At 74.6% G+C, this 25,248-nt stretch carries 19 protein-coding genes and 1 tRNA gene; 15 read left to right on the plus strand and 5 right to left on the minus strand.

Going from position 1 to position 25,248, the window contains the following annotated elements; genetic code table 11:
* Nucleotides 1-237: 237 nt before the first annotated feature.
* The 6 genes from BMW99_RS08905 to BMW99_RS08930 all read left to right on the plus strand — a co-directional run bounded on the left by BMW99_RS08905 (nucleotide 238) and on the right by BMW99_RS08930 (nucleotide 8,888).
* The gene (locus BMW99_RS08905; RefSeq protein WP_245791311.1) at nucleotides 238-1,614 is read left to right on the plus strand and encodes a nitrate/nitrite transporter; all 1,377 of its coding nucleotides are present in this window, start codon (nucleotides 238-240) and stop codon (nucleotides 1,612-1,614) included.
* A gap of 273 nt (nucleotides 1,615-1,887) precedes the next feature.
* Nucleotides 1,888-3,060 (plus strand): uroporphyrinogen-III synthase, encoded by a 1,173-nt coding sequence (locus tag BMW99_RS08910; RefSeq protein WP_069463034.1) that lies wholly within the window; start codon nucleotides 1,888-1,890, stop codon nucleotides 3,058-3,060.
* Nucleotides 3,061-3,461: 401 nt separating this feature from the next.
* Nucleotides 3,462-4,040: a CGNR zinc finger domain-containing protein gene (locus tag BMW99_RS08915; RefSeq protein ID WP_075016573.1), complete on the plus strand. Its 579-nt coding sequence runs from the start codon at nucleotides 3,462-3,464 to the stop codon at nucleotides 4,038-4,040.
* A gap of 114 nt (nucleotides 4,041-4,154) precedes the next feature.
* Complete coding sequence (locus BMW99_RS08920; protein ID WP_075016574.1) at nucleotides 4,155-6,413, plus strand: HelD family protein; 2,259 nt, start codon at nucleotides 4,155-4,157, stop codon at nucleotides 6,411-6,413.
* Nucleotides 6,414-6,908: 495 nt separating this feature from the next.
* On the plus strand, nucleotides 6,909-8,354 hold the full coding sequence (locus tag BMW99_RS08925) for an NAD-dependent malic enzyme (protein WP_069466457.1): 1,446 nt from the start codon (nucleotides 6,909-6,911) through the stop codon (nucleotides 8,352-8,354).
* A gap of 252 nt (nucleotides 8,355-8,606) precedes the next feature.
* Nucleotides 8,607-8,888, plus strand: a complete 282-nt coding sequence (locus tag BMW99_RS08930) for an HU family DNA-binding protein (RefSeq protein WP_069466456.1) — start codon at nucleotides 8,607-8,609, stop codon at nucleotides 8,886-8,888.
* Nucleotides 8,889-8,983: 95 nt separating this feature from the next.
* Here the strand turns inward: BMW99_RS08930 and murA are convergent, their stop codons facing one another.
* Nucleotides 8,984-10,372, minus strand: a complete 1,389-nt coding sequence (gene murA, locus BMW99_RS08935) for a UDP-N-acetylglucosamine 1-carboxyvinyltransferase (protein WP_069466455.1) — start codon at nucleotides 10,370-10,372, stop codon at nucleotides 8,984-8,986.
* A gap of 170 nt (nucleotides 10,373-10,542) precedes the next feature.
* Here murA and BMW99_RS08940 point away from each other — a divergent pair, with 170 nt between their 5' ends.
* From BMW99_RS08940 to BMW99_RS08970, 7 genes are all read left to right on the plus strand, one after another.
* A complete protein-coding gene (locus BMW99_RS08940; RefSeq protein WP_069466454.1) occupies nucleotides 10,543-11,121 on the plus strand; it encodes a YqgE/AlgH family protein in 579 nt (192 codons plus the stop codon).
* Nucleotides 11,122-11,132: 11 nt separating this feature from the next.
* Entirely contained in the window at nucleotides 11,133-11,426 is a 294-nt protein-coding gene (locus BMW99_RS08945; RefSeq protein ID WP_069466453.1) for a DUF3039 domain-containing protein, read from the plus strand.
* Between the two features lie 25 nt (nucleotides 11,427-11,451).
* A complete protein-coding gene (locus tag BMW99_RS08950) occupies nucleotides 11,452-12,777 on the plus strand; it encodes a hypothetical protein (RefSeq protein ID WP_075016576.1) in 1,326 nt (441 codons plus the stop codon).
* A 128-nt stretch (nucleotides 12,778-12,905) separates the two neighbouring features.
* On the plus strand, nucleotides 12,906-14,531 hold the full coding sequence (locus tag BMW99_RS08955; RefSeq protein ID WP_075016577.1) for a beta-N-acetylhexosaminidase: 1,626 nt from the start codon (nucleotides 12,906-12,908) through the stop codon (nucleotides 14,529-14,531).
* 265 nt (nucleotides 14,532-14,796) lie between these two features.
* On the plus strand, nucleotides 14,797-15,669 hold the full coding sequence (locus BMW99_RS08960; protein ID WP_069464050.1) for an FAD binding domain-containing protein: 873 nt from the start codon (nucleotides 14,797-14,799) through the stop codon (nucleotides 15,667-15,669).
* Nucleotides 15,666-18,032, plus strand: coding sequence for a (2Fe-2S)-binding protein (locus BMW99_RS42000; protein WP_075016578.1), 2,367 nt, complete (start codon nucleotides 15,666-15,668; stop codon nucleotides 18,030-18,032). The genes BMW99_RS08960 and BMW99_RS42000 overlap by 4 nt, the downstream gene beginning before the upstream one ends.
* Nucleotides 18,033-18,105: 73 nt before the next feature.
* The gene (locus BMW99_RS08970) at nucleotides 18,106-20,412 is read left to right on the plus strand and encodes a xanthine dehydrogenase family protein molybdopterin-binding subunit (RefSeq protein WP_075016579.1); all 2,307 of its coding nucleotides are present in this window, start codon (nucleotides 18,106-18,108) and stop codon (nucleotides 20,410-20,412) included.
* A 148-nt stretch (nucleotides 20,413-20,560) separates the two neighbouring features.
* Here the strand turns inward: BMW99_RS08970 and BMW99_RS08975 are convergent, their stop codons facing one another.
* Nucleotides 20,561-21,301 carry an isocitrate lyase/PEP mutase family protein gene (locus tag BMW99_RS08975; RefSeq protein ID WP_075016580.1) on the minus strand — a complete coding sequence of 247 codons (741 nt, stop codon included), beginning with the start codon at nucleotides 21,299-21,301 and terminating at the stop codon, nucleotides 20,561-20,563.
* A gap of 139 nt (nucleotides 21,302-21,440) precedes the next feature.
* On the opposite strand from BMW99_RS08975, the gene BMW99_RS08980 reads away from it, so the two are divergent.
* Nucleotides 21,441-21,974, plus strand: coding sequence for a GNAT family N-acetyltransferase (locus BMW99_RS08980; RefSeq protein ID WP_069466014.1), 534 nt, complete (start codon nucleotides 21,441-21,443; stop codon nucleotides 21,972-21,974).
* A gap of 26 nt (nucleotides 21,975-22,000) precedes the next feature.
* Here the strand turns inward: BMW99_RS08980 and BMW99_RS08985 are convergent, their stop codons facing one another.
* The 3 genes from BMW99_RS08985 to BMW99_RS08995 form a co-directional block, all read right to left on the minus strand.
* On the minus strand, nucleotides 22,001-22,549 hold the full coding sequence (locus tag BMW99_RS08985; RefSeq protein ID WP_069466015.1) for an AAA family ATPase: 549 nt from the start codon (nucleotides 22,547-22,549) through the stop codon (nucleotides 22,001-22,003).
* A 157-nt stretch (nucleotides 22,550-22,706) separates the two neighbouring features.
* On the minus strand, nucleotides 22,707-23,111 hold the full coding sequence (locus BMW99_RS08990) for a nuclear transport factor 2 family protein (RefSeq protein ID WP_069466016.1): 405 nt from the start codon (nucleotides 23,109-23,111) through the stop codon (nucleotides 22,707-22,709).
* Nucleotides 23,112-23,324: 213 nt separating this feature from the next.
* Nucleotides 23,325-23,399, minus strand: a tRNA-Cys gene (locus BMW99_RS08995).
* Between the two features lie 198 nt (nucleotides 23,400-23,597).
* Here BMW99_RS08995 and BMW99_RS09000 point away from each other — a divergent pair.
* Complete coding sequence (locus BMW99_RS09000; RefSeq protein WP_245791312.1) at nucleotides 23,598-25,112, plus strand: MFS transporter; 1,515 nt, start codon at nucleotides 23,598-23,600, stop codon at nucleotides 25,110-25,112.
* Nucleotides 25,113-25,248: the final 136 nt, after the last annotated feature.

The raw sequence follows: 25,248 nt of genomic DNA on the forward strand, positions 1-25,248 counted from the left end.
GTACGAGCGCTGTCAATGGTGCTGCTTCAACTGGACGGAGCTGGAGGGATATCCGGCACGGCCGGGAGATGAAGCGCTTCCCTCACAGCGGCACCCGGGGCGGAGGCAGCCGTCTCACATCGCGCGCCCGCCGCGGGTGAGTGAAGGGTTGCGCCGACGTCACCTCCGGCCACGGGCCCGGTAACCCGCCGTTCCTAGCGTCGGCCGCACAGTCGACGACGGGAGGCGTGAGGCGTGATGAGCGACATGACGCGCGGCGTGCGGGGCCGGTGGATCGAGCACTGGGACCCCGAGGACGACACCTTCTGGACCGAGGGCGGCGGCCGGCGGACCGCCGTCCGCAACCTGGCCTTCTCCGTGCTGTCCGAGCACATCGGGTTCTCCGTGTGGAGCCTGTGGTCGGTGATGGTCCTGTTCATGGGGCCGGGCTACCACGTGGACCCGGCCGGCAAGTTCTTCCTGGTGGCCACACCGACGCTGGTCGGCGCGGTGCTGCGGGTGCCGTACACCTTCGCGGTGGCGCGGTTCGGCGGGCGCAACTGGACGGTCGTCAGCGCCCTGATGCTGCTCGTGCCGACGATCGCCGCGGCGGTCGTCATCAAGCCCGGGGTCTCCTACACCACGCTCATCGTGGTCGGCGCGCTCGCCGGCGTCGGCGGCGGCAACTTCGCCTCCTCCATGACCAACATCAACTCCTTCTTCCCGCTGCGGGAGAAGGGCTGGGCACTCGGCCTCAACGCCGGCGGCGGCAACATCGGCGTGGCCGCGATCCAGCTCGTCGGACTGGCCGTGATCGCCGGGGCCGGGGCGACGCACCCGCGGACCGTGCTGGCGATCTACATCCCGCTGATCGTCGTCGCCGCCGTGCTGTCCGCGCTGTTCATGGACAACCTCGCGCCGGTGAGGAACGACACGGGCGCGGCGATCGCGGCGGCCAGGGAACCGCACACCTGGATCATGTCGGTGCTGTACATCGGCACGTTCGGGTCGTTCATCGGCTACAGCTTCGCCTTCGGGCTGGTGTTGCAGAACCAGTTCGGCCGGACCCCGCTGCACGCCGCCTACCTGACGTTCATCGGGCCGCTGCTGGGATCGCTGGTCCGGCCGGTCGGCGGACGGCTCGCCGACCGCTTCGGCGGCGCCCGCATCACCCTGTGGAACTTCCTCGGGATGGCCGCCGCCACGGCGGTCGTCCTCGCCGCCTCCGAACGGAAGTCGCTGGGGCTGTTCCTGGGCGGCTTCATCGCGCTGTTCGTCCTCACCGGCGTCGGCAACGGGTCCGCGTTCAAGATGGTGCCCGGCATCTTCCACCGGAAGGCCGAGGCGAACGGGCTCAGCGGGGACGCGGCCGCCGCGTGGGGCCGGCGGCTGTCCGGCGCGTCGATGGGGCTCATCGGCGCGGTCGGCGCGCTCGGCGGCGTCGGCATCAACATGGCGTTCCGGCAGTCCTTCCTCAGCCGGCACACCGGGACGCCCGCGTTCGTCGCGTTCCTCGCGTACTACGCGCTGTGCTTCGCCGTCACCTGGGCCGTATACCTGCGCAGGCCCGCGGGCGCGCGCAGCGGCGCCGGGCAGACCGCGCAGGCCGCGCGGGCCGCCTACGCGGAGGTGTGAGGGCGCCGGGCGGGCCGCCCGCGTGGAGGTCCGGGAGCCCCGCCCGGCGCACCGGCCGCGTAACACCGGGGAAATCGCGGTGAACCGCCGCGGACACCCCGCCTTGGGACGATGCCGGTGCGGCGGGGCGCCGCGCGGATGTCACGGCCGGTGCGGCGGGCGGCCGCAGGCGGGACCGGTGCCGGTGCCGACGCCGGTGCGGCGGGGTCGGGGCCACGGGCGGCCCGTGGCGCCGCCGGGCACGAGCACTCCAGCAGAGTGGGGCAGAGCCAGATGCAGGTGCACAGCAGCAGGACCGGCGCCGGAGGCGACCGCGGGGCGGTGCCGCCGCTCGCCGGCTTCACCGTCGGCGTGACGGCGGCCCGCCGGGCCGACGAACTCGCGGCACTGCTCGAACGGCGCGGCGCGGCGGTGCTGCGGGCGCCCGTGCTGCGCATCGTGCCGCTCTCCGACGACGCGGAACTGCTCACCACCACGCGGCAGTTGCTGGACGACGCGCCGGACGTGGTGGTCGCCACCACCGCGATCGGCTTCCGCGGCTGGATCGAGGCGGCCGACGGGTGGGGGCTCGGCGAGGCGCTGCTGCGCAGGCTCGGCGGCGTCGAACTCCTGGCCCGCGGGCCGAAGGTGCGCGGGGCCGTCCGCGCCGCCGGGCTCACCGAGGCGTGGTCGCCCGCGTCGGAGTCGATGGCCGAGGTGCTCGAACGGCTGCTGGACGAGGGCGTCGAGGGCCGGCGCATCGCCGTGCAGCTGCACGGCGAGCCGCTGCCCGGGTTCGCCGAGTCACTGCGGGCGGCGGGGGCCGCCGTCGTCGCGGTGCCGGTGTACCGCTGGATGCCGCCGGAGGACCTCGGGCCCGTCGACCGGATGCTCGACGCGGTGCTGGCGCGGGCGATCGACGCGGTGAGCTTCACGTCCGCACCGGCCGCGGCGTCCCTGCTGGAACGCGCGGAGCAGCGCGGGCAGATCGGCGAGGTGCTCGGCGCGTTCCGCGGGGACGTGCTGGCCGCGTGCGTGGGGCCGGTGACGGCGCTGCCGCTCCAGGTGCGGGACGTGCCGACGCGGCAGCCCGAACGGTTCCGGCTCGGCCCGCTCGTTCAGCTCATCGCGGGCGAACTCCCGGGCCGCGTGAGGCCGTTGCCGGTGGCCGGGCGGCGGCTGGAGATCCGCGGCCACGCGGCCGTCGTGGACGGCGAGTTGCGGCCGGTGCCGCCGGCCGGGATGGCGCTGCTGCGGGCGCTGGCCCGCCGCCCGGGGTGGGTCGTGTCGCGCGGCGACCTGCTGCGGGTGCTGCCCGGTTCCGGGCGGGACGAGCACGCCGTCGAGACGGCGATGGCCCGCCTGCGCGGGGCGCTCGGCGCTCCGAAGCTCATCCAGACGGTGGTCAAGCGCGGTTACCGCCTGGCCCTCGACCCGCACGCCGACGCGAAGTACGCGCCGCGCTAGGTCATCCACTCCGCCCGGGCCCGGGCGACGGTCACCCTCCAGGTGGGGTTCGCCCTGCGCTGACGGGCGGTTCGCCCTGCGTGGGCGGAGGGCAACCATCCGGGGGCGCCGGGGGGCCCGCCTCCGGCCGGAGGCCTGGGGACCCCGCGCCCCTGACGGGGCTCGTGCTGCCCCCGGGTCCGTCGCGCCGGACGGCGCGCGACGGCTGGTGGCGTCGGGGACACCCCCGGACGGGGACGGTACGGGCCCGGGCTCCACCCGGGGGACGGTGTGCGGTGGCTGGTCGGGTCGGCGGTACCCCGGGACGGCAGCACGGAACGGCGGGGGCGGGTGGTCTGGTCCAGCGGGGTGGGGGCAGGCACTCTGTGGGGAGGCGGAGGAGAGGGAGGTGCGGGGCCGAGATGGGGGAACTTCGGTTCGACTGCGGCAGGTTGTGCCTGAACCTCGTGGCCACGCGGGCCGGGCGGCCCCCGGCGGAGCGCCTCGGGGGGCGCGCGGGCTTACGGGAGTGGCTGGCGGGCGCGGCCCTCGTACCGCGGGGGGAACCCCTGGACGTCGGCGACGGCTGGCCCGCCGCGTTCACCACCCTGCGCGCCACCCTGGAACGCCTCCTCACCGCCCAGTTGCGCGGTGAGCCCCCGGCCGCCGCCGACGTCGACGCCCTGAACGCCGCCGCCCGCGGCACCCCCGTCGCCCCGACGGCCGTCCGTCAGGACGACGGCACGCTCGCCCGCGTCCTCGCCACCCCGCCGACCTGCGACGCCCTGCTCGCCACCGTCGCCCGGGACGCCGTGGACCTGTTCACCGACCCCATCGACCGCGCCCGGCTGCGCGCCTGCGAGGGCGAGGACTGCACCGTGGTGTACCTCGACACCTCCCGCGGCCGGCGCCGCCGCTGGTGCAGCAGCGAGGTCTGCGGCAACCGCGAGCGCGTCGCCCGGCACCGCCGGCGCGCCGCCCCGCCCGCCGTCCAGGGCTGAGGCGGCCGGCCGCGCGGCGCGGCCGGGTGGGCAGAAGCCCGCAGGTCGCGTACGGTTGCAGGCTGCTCCTGCTCCGACGGGCCCGGAGCGACGCACGAAAGAAGGGGGTCCTGCGTGGCCGCGCAGACCGCATCATCGGGGGTTCGCGACCAGGAGATCGCCGCCGAACAGGCGCACCTGGACCGGGTGTACCACCGCCTCGAGGAGAAGATCACCGAGGCGGAGTTCCTCATGCACGACGCCGCCCAGCGCGGCCACGTCGGCACGCCCGGGGCACTCGCGGAGCGGGACGCGCAGGTGTACCGGGCCGGCGTCCGCCTCAACCGGCTGAACAACGAGTTCGAGGACTTCCTGTTCGGGCGGATCGACCTGCTGCGCGGCAAGGACGGCGTGAAGGGCCCCGACGGCGCCTTCACGTCCGTCGACCCCGCGGACGACGCGGTCGGTCCCGACGCCACCGCGGAGATCGCCGAGACCCTGCACATCGGCCGGATCGGCGTGCTCGACACCGACTACGCGCCGCTGGTGATCGACTGGCGCGCGCCCGCCGCCGCGCCGTTCTACCGCTCCACCCCCGTCGCGCCGGGCCGTGTGGTGCGGCGCCGGGTGATCCGCTCCAAGGGCCGCCGCGTCCTCGGCGTCGAGGACGATCTGCTGCGCCCCGAACTGGACACCGGGCTGCCGGTCGTCGGCGACGGCGCGCTGATGGCGGCGCTCGGCCAGGCCCGCACACACTCCATGCGCGACATCGTCGCCAGCATCCAGGCCGAACAGGACCTGGTGATCAGGGCGCCCGCCGCGTCCGTCACCGAGGTGTCCGGCGGGCCCGGCACCGGCAAGACCGCGGTCGCGCTGCACCGCGCCGCGTACCTGCTCTACCAGGACCGGCGGCGCTACGCCGGCGGCATCCTGTGCGTCAGCCCCACCCCGCTGCTCGTCGCGTACACCGAGGGCGTGCTGCCGTCGCTCGGCGAGGAGGGGCAGGTCGCGATCCGCGCGGTCGGCTCGCTCGTCGACGGCGTCACCGCGGATCTGTACGACGACCCGGCGGTGGCCCGCGTCAAGGGCTCGCTGCGCATGCAGAAGGTGCTGCGCAACGCGGCCCGCGGCTGCCTCGACCTCGTGCCCGCCCGCCCCTCCCAGCTGCGCGTCGTGGCGTTCGGCCGCCGCCTGGAGCTGGGCGAGCAGGAACTGGCCGAGGTGCGCCGGCAGGTGCTCGGCGGCACCACGCCCGTCAACCTGCTGCGCCCGCGCGCCCGCCGGCTGCTGCTCGACGCGCTGTGGCGCAGGGCCGGCCGCCGCTTCGACGACGCGGAACTGGCCGCGGAGGAGCGGCAGGGCTTCGACGAGGACATCACGACCGAGCCGGAGTTCACCACGTTCCTCGACGCGTGGTGGCCGGTGCTGGAGCCGCGCACGGTGCTCGCCTCGCTCGCCGACGAGCGGCGGCTGGGCCGCTGGGCCCGGCGGGTGCTGACCCCGCCGGAGGTGCGCCGGGTCGCGAGGTCGCTGCGGCGCGATGGCGCGTCCGTGCACGACGTGGCGCTGCTCGACGAGCTGGACACGCTGCTCGGCTCGCCACCGCGGGAGAAGAGGAAGCGGGAGCTGGACCCGCTGGACCAGCTCACCGGCCTGGACGAGCTGATGCCGCAGCTCGGCGAGACGGCCCGGGAGCGGGCCGAGCGGCTGGCCCGCGAACGCACCGAGTACACGCACGTCATCGTCGACGAGGCGCAGGACCTGACGCCCATGCAGTGGCGGATGGTCGGCCGCCGCGGACGGACCGCGACGTGGACGATCGTCGGCGACCCCGCGCAGAGTTCGTGGTCGGACGTCGACGAGGCGGCCCAGGCGCGCGACGAGGCGCTCGGCACGCGGCCGCGCCGGCGGTTCACGCTGACCGTCAACTACCGCAACCCCGCGGAGATCGCGGAGGTCGCGTCCACCGTTCTGGCGCTGGCCATGCCGGGCAGCGAGCCGCCGCGCGCGGTCCGCTCCACCGGGGTCGAACCGCGGTACGAGGTGGCCGGCGCGGACCTGGGCGCGGACGTGCGCGCGGCCGCGGAGCGGTTGCTCGCCGAGGTGGACGGCACGGTCGGCGTCGTGGTGGCCATGAACCGCCGTGCGCAGGCCCGCGATTGGGTGGCGGGACTCGGGGACCGGGTCGTCGCGCTGGGCAGCCTGGAGGCGAAGGGGCTGGAGTACGACGCGACGGTCGTGGTGTCCCCGGCGGAGATCGCGGAGGAGTCCCCTGCGGGGTTGCGGGTGCTGTACGTGGCGCTGACGCGGGCGACGCAGCGGCTCACCGTGGTGGCGCGGGAGGCGGATCTGCCCGACGCGGGCGGGGTTCCGGATCTGCTCCGCGCGGACTAGAGGCTGCCCCTCGGGCTTGGCGCATCCGGGGCGCCGCCCCGTCCCGGGCGTGGGCGGCGTCCGGGGTACGGCCCCGTCCCGGGCGTGGGCGGCGTCCGGGGTGCGGCCCCGTGCCGGGCGGGGCGGCATCCGGGGTGCCCCCGGGGGGCGTCGCCGTCTGGCGGTGGGGACATGGCGGAGGCCCCTCCCGGGGGAGGGGCCTCCTTGGCTTGCGACACCGGCCCGCCATGCTCGCCTCGCGGCAAGTGGGCGCTCGAAGCGCCTAAGGTTGGGCCCGGGGGCTTGGATCGAGCCGGTGCCGTACCCAGGCTAACAAACGGATCCCCGAACCTCTTCCCCTGGACGGCAATCCCCGGGGTCTTCCGGGCCCTTGCCGAGGATTCACATCGTGGAAGTAGTCTTCCGTCATCTGCCGGTTTCCTGGTACTCGCCGGTAGATGCAACGATCGATCCGCATCACGAACAACCCTCAGCAGGAACCGGAAGAAGGTCGTCATGGCAACGGCGCCAAGCGTCTCGTACTCGATCACGGTGCGGCTGGAGGTCCCCGCGAGCGGGACCGCGGTCAGCCAGCTCACCACCGCGGTGGAGTCCTCCGGAGGATCCGTCACCGGTCTGGACGTCACCGCGTCGGGCCACGAGAAGCTGCGCATCGACGTCACCGTGGCCGCCAGTTCCACCGCGCACGCCGACGAGATCGTCAGCAACCTGCGGCACATCGACGGCGTGTCCATCGGCAAGGTCTCCGACCGTACGTTCCTGATGCACCTCGGCGGCAAGATCGAGATGCAGTCCAAGCACCCCATCCGCAACCGCGACGACCTGTCCATGATCTACACGCCCGGCGTGGCGCGGGTGTGCATGGCGATCGCGGAGAACCCCGAGGACGCGCGCCGGCTGACCATCAAGCGCAACTCCGTCGCGGTGGTCACGGACGGCTCCGCGGTGCTGGGCCTGGGCAACATCGGGCCGAAGGCCGCCCTTCCGGTGATGGAGGGCAAGGCGGCGCTGTTCAAGCGGTTCGCCGGCATCGACGCGTGGCCGCTGTGCCTGGACACCCAGGACCCCGACCAGATCGTGGAGATCGTCAAGGCGATCGCGCCCGGCTTCGCCGGCATCAACCTGGAGGACATCTCCGCGCCGCGCTGCTTCGAGATCGAGGCGCGGCTGCGCGAGGCGCTGGACATCCCGGTCTTCCACGACGACCAGCACGGCACCGCCATCGTGGTGCTGGCGGCGCTGACCAACGCGCTGCGCTGCGTCGGCAAGGAGATGGACGCGCTGCGGGTCGTCATGTCCGGCGCGGGCGCGGCCGGCACGGCCATCCTGAAGCTGCTGATGGCCGCGGGCGTCAAGCACGCGGTGGTCGCGGACATCCACGGCGTGGTGCACGCCGGGCGCGAGGACCTGGCGAGCGGCGAGGCCGGCCCGGCGCTGCGCTGGATCGCGGACAACACCAACCCCGAGGGCGTCACCGGCACCCTGAAGGAGGCCGTGGTGGGCGCCGACGTCTTCATCGGCGTCTCGGCCCCGAACGTGCTGGACGGCACCGACGTCGCCCGCATGGCCGATGACGCGATCGTCTTCGCGCTGGCGAACCCCGACCCCGAGGTGGACCCCGGTGTGGCCCGCGAGACGGCCGCCGTGGTGGCCACCGGACGCAGCGACTTCCCGAACCAGATCAACAACGTGCTGGTCTTCCCGGGCGTCTTCCGCGGCCTGCTGGACGCCCAGTCCCGGACGGTCAACACCGAGATGATGCTGGCCGCCGCGCGGGCCCTGGCGGGCGTCGTCGGGGACCACGAACTGAACCCCAACTACATCATTCCCAGCGTCTTCAACGACAAGGTGGCCGGTGCGGTGGCCGGTGCCGTGCGGGACGCCGCGAGGGCCCAGGGACCCGCCGTCGCCGCCGCCGGCCGGGGCTCCGTTCCGGCCTGACCGACGGTGACCGTTCGTCGCCCTCCCGTCACGCTCGGACGGCCGGAAGCGGAATCGTGTTCCGAGCGTCGACGAGGGGACGACAATCCGTCATCGAGCCCCTCCTGCCGCGGTTTTTCCGCGACTCGCGCGAGCGGTGGATTGGCTTTCCCCCCATATATGGGGGCAGGATGCACACCTGGGCAGTGCGGCACCGGGCAACAGCTTCGAGCCCGCACGCCCCCATGGCAGAAAGAACACGGGAGTACAGATATGAACCGCAGTGAGCTGGTGGCCGCGCTGGCCGACCGCGCCGAGGTGACCCGCAAGGACGCCGACGCCGTTCTGGCCGCGTTCGCTGAGACCGTCGGTGAGATCGTGGCCAAGGGTGACGAGAAGGTCACCATCCCCGGCTTCCTGACCTTCGAGCGGACCCACCGTGCCGCCCGTACCGCCCGCAACCCGCAGACCGGTGAGCCGATCGAGATCCCGGCCGGCTACAGCGTGAAGGTCTCCGCGGGCTCCAAGCTCAAGGAAGCCGCGAAGGGCAAGTAAGCAGCCCCGGGCGCCTCACAGCGTCACAGCGACACGGCGAAGGGCGGCCGCTCCCCGCGAGGGGGCGGCCGCCCTTCGGCGTTGCCAGGGGGCCGTCAGGCCACGGCGACACTCGCCGCGTCGCCGTCCGCCGCGGCTTCGTCGGCTTCGCCGTCCTGCCCCGGCAGCTCGACGTGCGCTCCGAGGCTCTCCAGCTTCGCCATGAAGTTCTCGTAGCCGCGGTTGATCAGGTCGATGCCGTGCACCCGCGAGGTGCCCTGCGCCGCCAGCGCCGCGATCAGGTAGGAGAAGCCGCCGCGCAGGTCGGGGATGACCAGGTCGGCGCCCTGCAGCTTGGTCGGGCCCGAGACCACCGCCGAATGGAGGAAGTTGCGCTGCCCGAACCGGCAGGCGCTGCCGCCCAGGCACTCGCGGTAGAGCTGGATGTGCGCGCCCATCTGGTTGAGCGCGGAGGTGAAGCCCAGCCGGGACTCGTAGACCGTCTCGTGCACGATCGACAGCCCCGAGGCCTGGGTCAGCGCGACCACCAGCGGCTGCTGCCAGTCGGTCTGGAAGCCGGGGTGCACGTCCGTCTCCAGCGCGATGGCGTTCAGCGGGCCGCCCGGGTGCCAGAAGCGGATGCCCGCGTCGTCGATCTCGAAGGCGCCGCCGACCTTCCTGAAGGTGTTCAGGAACGTCATCATCGAGCGCTGCTGGGCGCCGCGGACGTAGATGTTGCCCTCGGTCGCCAGGGCCGCGCTCGCCCACGACGCCGCCTCCAGGCGGTCGGGAAGGGCGCGGTGCGTGTAGCCGCCCAGCGTCTCGACACCGGTGATACGGATGGTGCGGTCGGTGTCCACGGAAATGATCGCGCCCATTTTCTGCAGAACGCAGATCAGGTCCTCGATCTCCGGTTCGACGGCCGCGTTGGTGAGTTCCGTCACTCCTTCCGCCAGGACCGCGGTCAGCAGCACCTGTTCGGTGGAGCCCACGGACGGATACGGAAGCCGGATCCGGCAGCCGCGCAGCCCCCGCGGCGCCTCCAGGTACTGCCCGTCGTCGCGCTTCTCGATGGTCGCGCCGAACTTGCGCAGCACGTCGAAGTGGAAGTCGATCGGCCGGCCGCCGATGTCGCAGCCGCCCAGGCCCGGGATGAACGCGTGGCCCAGGCGGTGCAGAAGCGGGCCGCAGAAGAGGATCGGGATCCGCGAGGAGCCCGCGTGCGCGTCGATGTCCGCGACGTTCGCGCTCTCCACCCGCGTCGGATCGAGCACCAGCTCGCCCGGCTCCTCGCCGGCGCTGACGGTGACGCCGTGCAGTTGCAGCAGCCCGCGCACGACGCGCACGTCCCTGATGTCCGGGACGTTGCGCAGCCTGCTCGGCGCACTGCCGAGCAGGGCGGCCACCATGGCCTTCGGCACGAGGTTCTTCGCACCTCTGACACGGATCTCGCCCTCAAGAGGGGTCCCACCATGGACAAGCAGTACGTCGGCGATGTCGGTCATGGAACTCGCGATCGTCGGAGCGGTCATACGGGAAGGGGCGGCGCGCGGCCGTGAACCGGAACAGGCCCCGCGCGCTCTGCCGCGCGGGAACCACGAAGAGATGGTAATGCGCCTGACGACCCCTCGCGGTTGACCCTCCGTGTGCCCCGTCCATGCGGGATCATGGGTCCATGACCGAGGTGTCCTCGCTCACCGGGCGACTGCTGGTCGCCACGCCGAAGCTGGCGGACCCCAACTTCGACCGTGCCGTGGTGCTGCTGCTGGACCACGACGTGGAGGGCACGCTGGGCGTCGTCCTCAACCGTCCCACCCCTGTCGGGGTGCGCGACGTGCTGGAGCCGTGGGCCGCGCTGGCCGGCGTGCCGCCGGTCGTCTTCCAGGGCGGACCGGTGTCGCTGGACTCGGCGCTCGGCCTCGCCGTGGTGCCCGGCGAACCGGGGCCCGAGGAGGGCGGCGGGGTGCTGGGCTGGCGCCGGGTGCACGGCGCGATCGGCCTGGTCGACCTGGAGGCGCCGCCGGAACTGCTGGCCGCGGAGCTCGGCTCGCTGCGGATCTTCGCCGGCTACTCGGGCTGGGGCCCGGGCCAGCTGGAGAAGGAACTGGTCGACGGCGCCTGGTACGTGGTGGAGTCCGAGCCCGGTGACGTGTCCGCGCCGGACCCGGAGCGGATGTGGCGCTCGGTGCTGCGCCGGCAGCGCAACGAGCTGGCGATGGTGGCCACGTATCCCGACGATCCGAGTCTCAATTAGGCTTGAGAGTCATGAGCACTCTCGAGCCCGAGCGCGGGACGGGCACCGGCACCCTGGTCGAGCCGACTCCGCAGCTCTCCCACGGTGACGGCGACCACGAGCGCTACGCGCACTACGTCCAGAAGGACAAGATCATGGCGAGCGCGCTCGACGGTACGCCCGTCGTCGCGCTGTGCGGCAAGGTCTGGGTCCCCGGGCGGGACCCGAAGAAGTACCCGGTCTGCCCGATGTGCAAGGAGATCTACGACGGCATGCCCGTCGGCGGCGGGGGCGGCGACAAGTCCGGCGGGGGCGGCAACGGCTGACAGCGGCGCGATCGGTCCTGAGGGCATGCCCGACGACGACGCGCCACTCGACCCGTTCGACGAGCGCGAGGTGTACGACATCCTCGGCTCGTCGGACGCGTTCGGCATGTCCGCGTCCGAGGAGGAGTCCGACGCCGGGAGCGGCGAGCGGGTGCACGCCCTCGTCGCCCAGGGCCGGTTCGCGGACGCCCATCGCGTGGTCAGCGACGCCTTCGTCGAGCGGAACGGCAGTGCGGGCTACCTGCTGCGCGCCTGGGTGCTGACCCAGGAGCGGCGGCCGGTGGCGGCCCGCGAGGCCGTCGACTGGGCGCTGGCGCACGCCGGGCCCGGCGAGGCCGCCGACGTCTTCGTGCTGGCCGGCGTCGTGCTGCTGTCGCTGGACGAGGCGCACGCCGCGCTGACCGTGGCGCTGCGCGCCTCCGGTGCGGACCCCGACGGCTGGGAGCCGTCGGTGCTGCTCTCCGACGTCTACCGGCGGCTGGGCCGGCAGCCCGACGCCGTGGCCGCGGCCCGGCGCGCGGTCGCGGCCGCGCCCCACGAGGCCGAGGCGCAGGTGGCGCTGGCCCGCTCCCTCTCCTCCGGCCGCGGGCTCACCGGCCGGATACCGCGCCGGCACCGCGCCGAGCACGCCGCCGTGGTCCGGCGGGCCCTCGAACTGGGCGCCGACCCGGCCCAGCTGACCGCCCCGCGCGGCGGCATGGTGATCGGCGGCATCGGCCTGGCCCTGTTCTGGGCCACGCAGCTGTACCGGATCGAGACCGGCGGCACCTGGCAGCTGATCGCCGGGGGCGCCGTGATCGCCGTCACACTGGTGATCATCGCCCTCGTGGCGCGGGCCGGCACCAGGCGCTCCGGAGTCACCCTGCGGGCCCGGCTGCGCGGCATCAGGGCCACCACCCGCACCGAGATGGCCGGCGACACGTGGCTGTGGCGGATCAGCGCGGTGCACGTCTCCGCCTCGCTGCCGCTGCCGGTGCTGCTCACCACCGGGCTGGTCGCCGACCGCGGCTGGCACGGCCAGCACTGGCCGCTGTGGGCCGCCTCACTCGCCACCCTCACCGGCCTCGGCGCCGTCCTGCTCCTCGTCGCCGCGGTCCCGTGGTGGTACGGCGGTGCGCTCGCCCGCCGGATCGTGCAGTACGGCGGGCTGTTCCGGCTGCACCTGTGCGCGGCCGCCGCCCTGTCCGGCGGCACCCTCGCACTGGCCACCCGCGGCGACGCCACCCGCGGGCAGTGGGCCGCGCTGGCCGTCGCGCACCTGGCGTGGACGGTCGGCGGCTGGGCCGCGGCGCTCGTGCTGGGCGGCCGCCTGCAGGCGCAGCGCCGCCGGGACCTGGCCCAACTGGCCTGATCCAGGCCGTCCCCACGCCTCCCCCACGCGGGCCGCCGCGACCCCGTGTGGGGCAACCGTGCGGAATGACGGTCCGGTTGGTGAATTGGTCTATGCCAATAGACGGGCCGAGGGGCAGGATGACCCCCATGGATCTCATCCCCACCCCCAGTCACTCCACTGCTTACGCCGCCGACGCGACGTTCACGCTGACGCCCGGGACGGCGCTGGAGGCCGGACCCGGCGCCGAGGCCGCCGCGCGCTGGCTGCGGGCGGCCGTCGGGGCCGCGACCGGGCTGCCGCTGGCACCCGCCGGCCCGTCCGCCGACGGCGTCGTCCGGCTCGCGGTGGACGAGACCGTGCCCGGCGGCCCGGAGGCGTACCGCATCACCGTCGACCCGGCGTCCGGCGTGCGGATCACCGGAGCGGACCCCGCGGGCGTCTTCTGGGGCGCCCAGACCTTCCGCCAGATGCTGGGCCCCGACGCGTTCCGCCGGGCCCCCGTGCGCGAGCGCGTCTGGGAGGTGCCCTGCGGCCACCTCAGCGACGCGCCCCGGTTCGGCTGGCGCGGCTTCATGCTCGACGTGGCCCGCCACTTCATGCCCAAGGACGGGGTGCTGCGCTACCTCGACCTGATGGCCGCGCACAAGCTCAACGTGCTGCACCTGCACCTGACGGACGACCAGGGCTGGCGGCTGGAGATCCGCCGCTACCCCGAGCTGACCGCCAAGGGCGCCTGGCGCGCGCGCACCAAGGTGGGCCTGCGCGAGTCCACGCTGTGGGACGAGCGCCCGCACGGCGGCTACTACACCCAGGACGACATCCGCGAGATCGTCGCGTACGCCGCCGAGCGCCACATCACCGTCGTCCCCGAGATCGACATGCCCGGCCACTCCCAGGCCGCGATCGCCGCCTACCCCGAACTCGGCAACGCCGACGTGCTGGACACCGGGGCCCTGCCCGTCCTGCCCACGTGGGGCGTGAACCCCAACGTGCTGGCCCCCAGCGACGAGATGCTGACCTTCTACGAGAACGTCTTCACCGAGGTGCTGGAGCTGTTCCCCGGCGAGTTCGTCCACGTCGGCGGCGACGAGTGCCCCAAGGACCAGTGGCGCGAGTCCACCGCGGCCCAGACCCGCATCAAGGAACTGGACCTCGAGGACGAGGACGGGCTGCAGAGCTGGATCATCCGCCACTTCGACCGCTGGCTCGCCGACCGCGGCCGCCGCCTCATCGGCTGGGACGAGATCCTGGAAGGCGGCCTGGCGCCGGGCGCGGCCGTCTCGTCCTGGCGCGGCTTCGCCGGCGGGATCGCCGCCGCCAAGTCCGGTCACGACGTGGTGATGTGCCCGGAGAGCCACGTCTACCTGGACTGGCGGCAGTCCGACTCGCCCGACGAGCCGGTGCCCATCGCGCACGTGCGCACCCTGGAGGACGTCTACCGCTTCGAGCCGGTTCCCGCCGCGCTCAGCGAGGAGGAGGCCCGCCGGGTGATCGGCACCCAGGCCAACGTCTGGACCGAGGTGATGGACTCCGCCCGCGTCGTGGACTACATGGCCTTCCCGCGGCTGGCCGCCTTCGCCGAGGTCGCCTGGTCCGACCTGCCGGCGCCCGGGGAGCGCGACTGGGCCGGCTTCGAGGACCGGATGCGCACCCACTACCGCCGCCTGGACGCCCTCGGCGTGGAGTACCGCAGGCCGGAGGGCCCGCTGCCCTGGCAGCGGCGGCCCGGCGTCGTGGGCCGGCCCAAGGAGGGACCGCCCCCGATCGTGTGACCCGACCCCCAACTCCCCTCCGGGCCGCGCGGCGAGCTGGCACGGTGGAAGCCGTACCCCCGCAAGAACCCAGAAGCGCGGCAATTCCGGCATGGTGGCCGATGCGGGCGCAGTCGTACGATCGAGCCCGGTACGGGCGGATCCGTACTTCGTGGACCCTCGCGTCGGCCGCCCCGGAAGATGTGCCAGAGTTGCCACGTCCGGGCTGTCAGCACGTACGGTACGGCTACCGCGCGACGGAGGAAGGCCGGGAAGGGGCAGCTGCGTGAGCACGTATGCACGGCAGGCAGCGGAGAACGTCACGCTGCCGTCCTCGCTCGACGAGGCGGTGGCGGCGCTCGCCGCCATGCCCAGTGCCGTGCCCGTCGCCGGCGGAACCGACCTGATGGCGGCGGTCAACGCCGGCCTGCTGCGGCCCGCCGCGCTCGTCGGCCTCGGCCGCATCAGCGAGATCCGCGGCTGGCAGTACGCCGACGGGGCAGCCCTGCTCGGCGCCGGCCTCACCCACGCCCGCATGGGCCGCCCCGACTTCGCGGCGCTCATCCCCGCGCTGGCCACCGCCGCGCGCTCGGCCGGACCGCCGCAGATCCGCAACGCCGGCACGCTCGGCGGCAACATCGCCTCCGCCGCGCCCACCGGCGACGCCCTGCCGGTGCTCGCCGCGCTGGAGGCCAGCGTGATCCTCGCGGGCCCCGACGGCGACCGCGAACTGCCCATCAGCCACCTGCTCACGGGCATGGACCCGATGCGGCCCGGCGAACTGCTCGCCTTCGTCCGCATCCCGCTGCTGCACGCGCCGCAGACCTTCCTCAAGGCCACCGGCCGCACCGGACCCGGCCGCGCCATCGCGTCCGTCGCCCTCGTCGTCGACCCGGCCAGGCGCCAGGTGCGCTGCTCGGTCGGCGCGGTCGCGCCCGTGCCGCTGCGGCCGCTGGAGGCCGAGCAGTGGGTCGCGGGGCTCATCGACTGGGACGGCGACCGCACCCTGGCCGACGAGGCGTGCACCGCCTTCGGCGAGTACGTCGCCGCCGCCTGCATCCCCGACCAGCCCGGGGTCGAACTGCCGCCCGCCGCGCTGCAGCTGCGGCGTACCGTGGCGGCACTGTCCCGTCGAGCGCTCGGGAGGGCCCTGGCATGACCGACCAGCAGCACTCTGGCAACCCCGGGCACGGAGGTTCCGGCCACGGAGGCCACGACGACGCGGGCCACGGCAACTCCGGGTCCTGGCAGCCCGTGCCCGGCGGCGGGGACTACGACCCCGACCAGACCATGCACGTCTCCTTCGCCGCCCAACTGCCGCCCGAGCCGCGGCCCGGCGAGGACCCGCTGAGCGCGCACGGCCCGGCGGGACCCGGTCCCGCCGCCGGCGACCCGGCGACGACGTGGACGATCCCGGTCATCAGGGACGAGCCGGAGGCGGACTCCGGCGACTACTCGGTCGGCGCGTTCGCCTCGTCCTGGGACCAGGCACCGTCACCCGCCGCGCCCACCACCCAGTCGTTCCCCGCCGGCATGTTCGGGCAGGGCGCGGCCGCCGCGCAGGCGGCCCGGGCCTCGGCCGAGCAGCACCCACGGACGCAGGACCTGCACGGCCGGCCGGGTCACGCCCCGCACGACCCGCAGGCGCACCAGCCCGCGCCCGGCGCGCACGAGACCGGCCAGGCCGGGCACGGCGGTCAGAGTGCTCAGAGCGACCACTGGAGCATGCCCTACAGCGGCCCGCAGGGCGGCGAGGCGGCGCCCTGGCAGCCCGCGCACGCCCCGGCCGCCGACGCGGCCTGGGCGGCCCCCGCCGGGGACGCCGAACGGGCCGCCGACGGCGCCTCCTACGGGCACCCGCGCGAGGACCACCCGGGTGCGGAACCGCACACCGCCCGGTCCGCGTACGCGCCCGGCGCGGGCTACGGCACGGACCCGCACGCCACGGACGGCTACGGCACGGGCGGTTACGGCACCGGCGGGCTCGCCGGCGACGACGGCACCGCGGCCGCGCCCGGCGGCGCGCACGCGCCCGGGTACGGCCCGGACGGCGGCAGCGGCGGACGCGGGACGGTCCACGGCCTCGGCGACCGTGCCAGCCTCGGCGACCGTGTTGACCATGTTGACCGTGTCGGCCATGTCGGCCATGTCGGCGACGTGGGCCATGCGGGCCGCGGCGCAGCCGACGGCGGGCACGACTACGCCGGTCCCGAGACCGGCGCTTCCCCTGCATCCGGCACGTCCGGCACACCGGGCACCTCCGACGCCTCCGCCATGTCCGTTGCGCCGTCCGGCAGTTCCGTCACGGACCGGTTCGGCGCGGGCGGCTTCGGCGTGGACGGCCTCGTCGGGGACGGCTTCGCCACGGAGGGCTTCGGCGCCGACGGTTTCGGGGCGGACGGTTTCGCCGCCGTCGACGGGTTCGGCGCGGGGGAGCCCGCGGGACCCCGCCGGGTGGCGAAGCAGCCGCTGCCCGAGGCCGAGCCGCGGCCCGGTGACGCGCCCGCCGGCCACGACGCCGAAGCGGCGGACGGCCCGGAGAACTCCGGGAACTCCGGGAACTCCGGGAACTCCGGGAACCCCGGGAACTCCGGGAACCCCGAGAACGCCGAGTACCCCGCCGGCACCGGCCCGTCCGACGCTGTCGTCCACACGCTCGACCACGCCGGCATTCCCCTGCAGGCAGACCACGGTGACCATGACGGTCACATCGGCGAGCTTCACCACGACGGCCAGGGCGACCGTCTGGATCAGGCCGGCCACACCGACCACGCCGGCCACGACGGCGGTGCGGACGACGCCGGCCCGGCCGACGGAGACCCGGCGGCCGAGGACGCGGACGGCACCGACCCGTCGGCCCTCGGGACGGGCCCGGCCGACGACCTGCTCCTCGGCGAGGACGCCGAGGCGGCACCCGAACCGGACCCCGAGCCCGAGCCGGTGGAGGAGACCCGCAGCGAACACCCGCTGGCCTCCTACACGTTGCGCGTCAACGGCACCGAACGCCCGGTCACCGACGCCTGGCTCGGCGAATCCCTGCTCTACGTGCTGCGCGAGCGGCTCGGGCTGGCCGGCGCCAAGGACGGCTGCGAGCAGGGCGAGTGCGGGGCCTGCTCGGTGCAGGTCGACGGCCGCCTGGTCGCGTCCTGCCTGGTGCCCGCCGCCACCGCGGCCGGCAGCGAGGTGCGCACCGTCGAGGGCCTGGCCGTCGAGGGCCGCCCGTCCGACGTCCAGCAGGCGCTCGCCGAGTGCGGGGCCGTGCAGTGCGGCTTCTGCATCCCCGGCATGGCGATGACCGTCCACGACCTGCTCGAGGGCAACCACCGCCCCACCGACCTCGACGTGCGGCAGGCGCTGTCCGGCAACCTCTGCCGCTGCTCGGGGTACCGCGGCGTGCTCGACGCGGTCCGCCAGGTCGTCTCCGACCGGGCGGCCGACGACGACCCGGCCGCGACCGACGCCGACGGCGCGGCCCGCGTCCCCCACCAGGGCGGCCCCGCGGGACCGGAGGGCGCGCGATGACCGCCGGAGTGCGGCCGCCCGGGCCCGGCCGCGGAACCGGCCCGACCATGGACTCGCCCGCGGGAGACGGACGATGAGCATCATCGACGGGACCGACGCCGCCACCGACACCCTTGCCGCGGGCTCCGCCCCGCACGGCATCGGGACGTCCGTGCCCTCGGTCGACGCCCTCGCCAAGGCGCAGGGCACCTACCCGTACGCCGCCGACCTGTGGGCCGAGGGCCTGCTGTGGGCCGCGGTGCTGCGCTCCCCGCACCCGCACGCGCGGATCACCCGCATCGACACCACGGACGCGGCCGCGATGCCCGGCGTGCGGGCCGTCGTCACGCACGAGGACGTGCCGGGCGACGCCATGCACGGGCGGCGCGTCGCCGACCGCCCGGTCTTCGCCTCCGACATGGTCCGGCACCACGGCGAGCCGATCGCCGCGGTCGCCGCCGACCACCCCGACACCGCCCGGCTGGCCGCCGCGGCCATCCTCGTCGAGTACGAGGTGCTGGAGCCGGTCACCGACCCGGAGAAGGCGTTCGCCGCGGAGCCGCTGCACCCCGACGGCAACCTGATCCGGCACATCCCGCTGCGCTTCGGCGACCCCGACGCGACCGGCGAGATCGTCGTCGAGGGCCTGTACCGCGTCGGCCGCCAGGACCCCGCGCCGATCGGTGCCGAGGCGGGCCTCGCGGTGCCGCGCCCGGACGGCGGCGTCGAGCTGTACGTCGCGTCGACCGATCCGCACGCCGACCGCGACCTCGCCGCGGCCTGCTTCGGCCTGGAGGCCGACCGGGTCAAGGTCGTCGTCACCGGCGTGCCCGGCGCGATGGGCGACCGCGAGGACTCCGGCGTCCAGCTCCCGCTCGGCCTGCTCGCGCTGAGGACCGGCTGCCCGGTGAAGTTCGTGGCCACCCGCGAGGAGTCCTTCCTCGGCCACGCCCACCGCCACCCCACCCTGCTGCGCTACCGCCACCACGCCGACGCCGAGGGGCGGTTGGTGAAGGTCGAGGCGCAGATCCTGCTGGACGCCGGGGCGTACGCGGACGCGTCCTCCGACGCGCTGGCCGCCGCGGTGTCCTTCGCGGCCGGCCCGTACGTGGTGCCGCACGTGTTCGTCGAGGGCTGGGCGGTGCGCACCAACAACCCGCCGTCCGGGCACGTCCGCGGCGAGGGCGCGATGCAGGTGTGCGCGGCCTACGAGGGCCAGATGGACAAGCTCGCCGCCAAACTCGGCCTGGAACCGGCCGAGGTGCGGATGCGCAACGTGCTGGCGACCGGCGACCTGCTGCCCACCGGGCAGACCGTGACCTGCCCGGCGCCCGTCGGCGAACTCCTCAAGGCCGTCCGCGACGCCGACCTGCCGCCGCTGCCCGACGGCGACGACGAGTCCCAGTGGCTGCTGCCCGGCGGGCTGTCCGGCGCGGGCGAACCGGGCGCGGTGCGGCGAGGTGTGGGCTACGCGCTCGGCATGGTGCACGTGCTGGGCGCCGAGGGCACCGACGAGGTGTCCACGGCGACCGTCCGGGTCCACGACGGCCAGGCCACCGTCATCTGTGCGGCCGTCGACACCGGCCAGGGCTTCACGACGCTCGCGCGGCAGATCGTCCAGGAGGTGCTCGGCGTCGAGGACGTGCGGGTGCTGCCGTCCGACACCGACCAGCCGCCCGCGGGCCCGGCCGCCCGCGGCCGCCACACGTGGGTGTCCGGCGGGGCGGTGGAGCGGGCCGCGAAGATGGTCCGCACGCAGCTGCTGCAGCCGCTGGCCGCGAAGTTCGGCATGTCCGTGGAGCTGCTCAGCATCGCCGACGGCAAGATCACCTCGTACGACGGTGTGCTGTCGACGACGGTCGCCGAGACGCTCGACGGCAAGGAGCTGTGGGCGACGGCGCAGTGCCGGCCGCACCCCACGGACCGGCTCGACGAGAACGGGCAGGGCGACGCGTTCGTCGGCCTCACGTTCTGCGCGGTGCGGGCGGTGGTCGACGTCGACATCGAGCTCGGGTCGGTGCGGGTGGTGGAGCTGGCCGTCGCGCAGGACGTGGGCCGGATCCTCAACCCTCGGCAGCTCGCCGCGCGCATCGAGGCCGGGGTGACGCAGGGCGTGGGCATGGCGCTCATGGAGGACCTCAGGGCTCCGCGCGGCATCGTCAAGCGCCCGAGCCTGACGGGCTACCCGCTGCCGACGGCGCTCGACGCGCCCGACGTCCGCATCGTGAAGCTGGTGGAGGAACGCGACGTGGTCGCGCCGTTCGGGGCGAAGGCCGTCTCGGCGGTGCCCGTCGTGACGTCCCCCGCGGCCGTGGCCGCGGCGGTCCGGGCCGCGACGGGCCGCCCCGTCACCCGCCTCCCCATCCGCCCCCAGGCCGCCGTCGTCAAACCCCCCGCGTAACGCCTCCCGCTGAGGGTTCCCGTCCCGGCCACCAGCCGGTGGCCGGAACTGCCCCTTCGGGGCGGTGGTGTTGTGCGTGTTCGCTGTGGCTGGTCGCGCCGTTCCCCGCGCCCCTGCCGGGGCGGGGGTCGTGCGGGGTGGTGGCGGGTCAGCGCATGGCGGAGGCGAATTCCGCGAGGGTGGACATGGATTGGGCGTGGAGGCCGCCGCCGAAGGTGACGCGGGTCGCGCCGAAGACGCCGAGCTCCGCGGGCGCGGGGCCGCCCGCCTTGCAGAGGGCGTTCACGGGGAGGCCGATCTCCGCGGCGAGCGTTCCCAGTTGGGACGGCGGCGCCATGATCGGGTACACGCAGTCCACCCCGGCCGCGGCGTACAGCCCGCCGCGTTCCACCGCCGCCGCCGTCGTCCTGTCGCCGCTGCCCCGCAGATACGTGTCGATCCGCGCGTTGACGAACAGCGCGTCACCCGCCGCCGCCCGCACCTCCGCGAGCCGATCCGCCTGCTCCCGCGGCTCCTTGAGCCGCCGGCTCGCCGGGTCCGAGTCCTCCAGGTTGCACCCGACGGCCCCCGCCTCCAGCAGCCGCTCCACCAACTCCGCGGCGGGCAGCCCGTATCCGGCCTCGACGTCCGCCGTCACCGGCACGTCCACCGCACGCGTGATGCGGGCGATCGCCGCGAACATCTCCCCGGGCGGCGTCCCTTCACCGTCCGCGTATCCGAGCGCCGCGGCCACGCCGGCGCTCGGCGTGGCCAGCGCCTCGAACCCGGCGTCGGCGAACACCCGCGCGCTGGCCGCGTCCCAGGGCCCGGGCAGGACCAGCGGGTCGCCGGGTGCCCGCCCGTGGTGCAGCTCGCGCAGCCGCACGACGCCACCGCCGCCGGCGCTCACCTGGCGCCCGCCTGCTTCGGAGCCGAGCTGAAAGCAATCTCTGGTGCGTTCGTCATGCCCTGAACCTATGGTGCGAACCCTCCCCGCCGCTGGCCCAATTGAGGTGCGCGTGCGTGGGCCAATCCGCTAGGAAGGCCTGATGATACGAGGAGCGAAGGTCGGGCTTCGGGCCCGGCAGGAGAGCGATCTGCCGGTTCTCCTTGAGGAGATGTACAACGACGTCCTCGGGTACAGCCGTGCGGACGGCCGTCCGTGGCGGCCCGCGTCCACGCCCGAGCAGGCCGGATACACGAGCGAACCGTCGGACGGGTTCGCGGCCTTCTCCGTCGTCGAGTTGGCCTCGGACGAGCTCGCCGGGATGGCGGTGCTGTGGAGCATCGACCTGCACCACAGGTCGGCCCACCTGGGCCTGGGGCTCCGCCCGTCGTTCCGCGGCCGCGGGCTGGGGGGCGACGTCGTGCGCGCCCTGTGCACGTACGGCTTCACGGTGCGCGGGCTGCGGCGGCTGCAGATCGAGACGCTGTCCGACAACGCCGCGATGCTCGCGGCGGCCGAGCGGGCCGGCTTCCAGCGGGAGGGCCTGATGCGCCGCCGCGCCTGGGTCTACGGGCGCGAGATGGACGAGGTGGTGCTCGGGCTGCTGCACGACGAGTGGCAGCCGGACGCGAGCTGACCACGGCCGGCGGCCGCGGCACCGGCTCAGCCCTTGACGAGCGCCTCGACGAGCCGGTCGAGGATGGCGTCGACCGTCTCCTCGGGGGTCTGGCCGGTGCTGTCGAGCCACAGGCCCAGCCGCGGCGTGGTCCGGCGCAGGATGTTGTCCAGGCCGCCGACGGTCCACGAGCCGTACCCGGACTTGGCCCGGCCCGCCTCGCGCTCGGTGACCGCCCCCTGCGACGGCGCCAGCACCACCAGGTACAGCGGCCGGGTGGTGATCGCCGCCAGGTACGGCTCCAGGTGCTCGCCGAGCACCACGTCCTGCACGACCGCGGTCCAGCCGGCCGCCGCGTACAGATCGGCGGTGGACGCCGACACGCGGTAGCGCAGCCGCAGTTGCTCCACGGCCTCCTCGTCGTGCTGCGGCGCCAGGTCGTGCCGTCCGGACACCAGCATCCGGCGGAACACGTCGCCGCGCACGTGCACCGCGCGCGGCAACCGCTCCGCCAGCAACTGGGCGACCGTCGACTTGCCCGACGCCATCACGCCCGTGATCACCACGACGGCGCGTTCCAGTGCCACGTCTCCCATTGCCCGCCCCCTTCCGGTGGACGCCCCCGTCCGACGGACGAGCATTCCAGCCCGACCGGCCGCGCTCAACCGTTCTGCGCCATACGGTCACGACCCCGTAACCAGGATCATGCACAACGGGAGCAGGGATGCAGCCGCCCCGGCCCTCCCCGGCGGTTCAGGTACGGAAGAGCGGCTCGACCTGGGCCGTGTCCTCGGTCGCGCGGTGGTGGGCGATGAGTCCGTCCCGGAAGCTGAACCAGTGGTGCATCTGCATGGCAACGCTCCGGCCGCCGACCCGGTGGCGGGCCTTCAGCCGCACCACGGTCATCACGTCGGTCCCGGTCGCTGCGAACGCCACAGGAGTGAACTCCTCGACCTCCATGGTCGAGCCGAAATCCTCGAAGAAGGCCCTCACCTCGGACTTGCCCGAGCGCATGCCGTACCAGGGCACGACAGTGGACGCCGCCTCCGTCGCCCAGTTCACGTCGTCGCTCAGAGCGTCCAGGATGGCCTGCACGTCGCCGCGTCCGAACGCCTCGTAGACCGACGTGACGGTGGCGAGATTGGCGTCCGCGCTCATGATCTGCCTTCCCGAGTGGGCCGCGAACCCTGCGGTCCGCAGCGTCACGGTATGCGCCGGCCGCTGAGCGGTGCAGGCGTCCCGCCCGTGTCGCCGGCCCCACCACTCGAACAGGGCATCCGCGCAGCGCGCCGTGACGCGGCGCCGGCCGCGCCGGGCGAGGCGCGGCGGGCGCGTGCGCGCCTACCCGCCGCTCGTCCCGTACCGGGATCGTGGAGGCCGTGACCGGATTCGAACCGGTGTAACTCGCGTTGCAGGCGAGCCCCTCAGCCACTCGGGCACACGGCCGTGCGCGTGGTGCGTGGTGCGTGGTGCGTGCTTCAACGATGGCGGGCGGCTGCGGGTGGGGTCAACGGGTGCGCGAGCGGTGCCACGGGACTGACATACGGCGTTCACGATCGGGGTCGCGGGGACCAGGACCAAAGTCGTACGCGGACCGGTCGCCGGGCAGGGGTGAACATCGCGTTCGCCCCTTACCCTGGGCGGGTGACTGTTGCACGGGCCAAGCAGAGGCAGCTGGGTGACCAGCGGATACGTGGCGTCGAGGGTGCCGGCGGCGATTCCGGCGATCCCCTCGGCTCCGGCGGCCCCGTCGGCCCCCTCGACGACGGCGCATCCGGCGTCATGGGCCGGACGTACCGTGCGCTGACCCTCGGCATCGTCTCGGTGGTGCTGATGATCGCCTTCGAGGCGACCGCCGTCGGCACGGCGATGCCCATCGCGGCGCGGGACCTGCACGGGCTGGGCCTGTACGCGTTCGCATTCTCCGGGTACTTCACGACCTCGCTGCTGGCGATGGTGGTCAGCGGCCAGTGGTGCGACCGCGGCGGCCCGCTGCCGCCGCTGACCGCAGGCATCGCCGGGTTCGCGGCCGGTCTGATCGTCAGCGGCACCGCGCACACCATGGGCGTGTTCGTCCTGGGGCGGGCCGTGCAGGGGCTCGGCGGCGGGCTGGTGATCGTGGCCCTGTACGTGGTGGTGGGCCGCGCCTATCCCGAGCGGCTGCGGCCGTCGGTGATGGCCGCGTTCGCCGCGTCATGGGTCGTGCCGTCGATCGTGGGCCCGCTGGTGTCCGGCACGGTCACCGAGCAGCTCGGCTGGCGCTGGGTGTTCCTGGCGATCCCGGTCCTGGTGCTGCTGCCGCTGGTGGTGATGCTGCCCGCGCTGCGGCGCACCGCCCACGAGCCGGCCGGCGGCGCGCGCCCGCCGATGGACGGCCGCCGCATCTGGCTCGCGGTGGCCCTCGCGGCCGGCGCGGTGCTGCTGCAGTACGCCGGGCAGGACCTGCGGCCGCTGTCCGTCGTGCCCGCGGTGGCCGGCGCGGGGCTGCTGGTGCCCGCCGCGGTGCGGCTGCTGCCCGCCGGCACCTTCCGCGCGGTGCGCGGCCTGCCCACGGTCGTGCTGATGCGCGGCATCGCGGCCGGCACGTTCCTGGCCGCGGAGAGCTTCATCCCCCTGATGCTCGTCACCGAGCGCGGGATGTCGGCCACCCTGGCCGGGCTCTCGCTGGCGGGCGGGGGCCTCACCTGGGCGCTGGGCTCGTACGTGCAGGCGCGGCCGCGCCTGGAGCCGGTGCGGGACCGGCTGGTGCAGGCCGGCATGGTGATGTCGGCCGTGGCGATCGCGGCCGTGCCGCTGGCGCTGGACCACGCGGTGCCCACCGTGATCGTCGCGGTGGCGTGGTGCGTGGGCGGCCTCGGCATGGGCCTGGTGATCTCCTCGCTGAGCGTGCTGCTGCTGAAGGTCTCGCCGCCCAGCGACGCGGGCGCCAACTCGGCGGCCCTCCAGGTCAGCGACTCGCTCTCCAACGTCCTGCTGGTGGCCGCGGCCGGCACCGTCTTCTCCGCGCTCGGCGGCGGCTCCCTCGCCCCGGCCACGGAGACGGTGACGGCGGCCGCCACGGCGCACCACCCGGCGGCCTTCGCGGCCGTGTTCGTGCCCTCGGCGGTGCTGGCACTGCTGGGCGCGGGCGTCGCGCGCCGCCTGCGGCCCGCGCCCTGACCGGAGTCCTGAACGGGTCCTGCCGGGGTCCGGCGGGTCTGTCGGGTCCTGCCGGGGCCCGACCGATCTCCTGGCCGATCTCCTGGCCGATCTCCTGGCCGATGTGCTGGCCGATGTGCTGTCCGGGTCCGGCCCG

The organism is Actinacidiphila rubida (assembly GCF_900110255.1).
Classification (GTDB): domain Bacteria; phylum Actinomycetota; class Actinomycetes; order Streptomycetales; family Streptomycetaceae; genus Actinacidiphila; species Actinacidiphila rubida.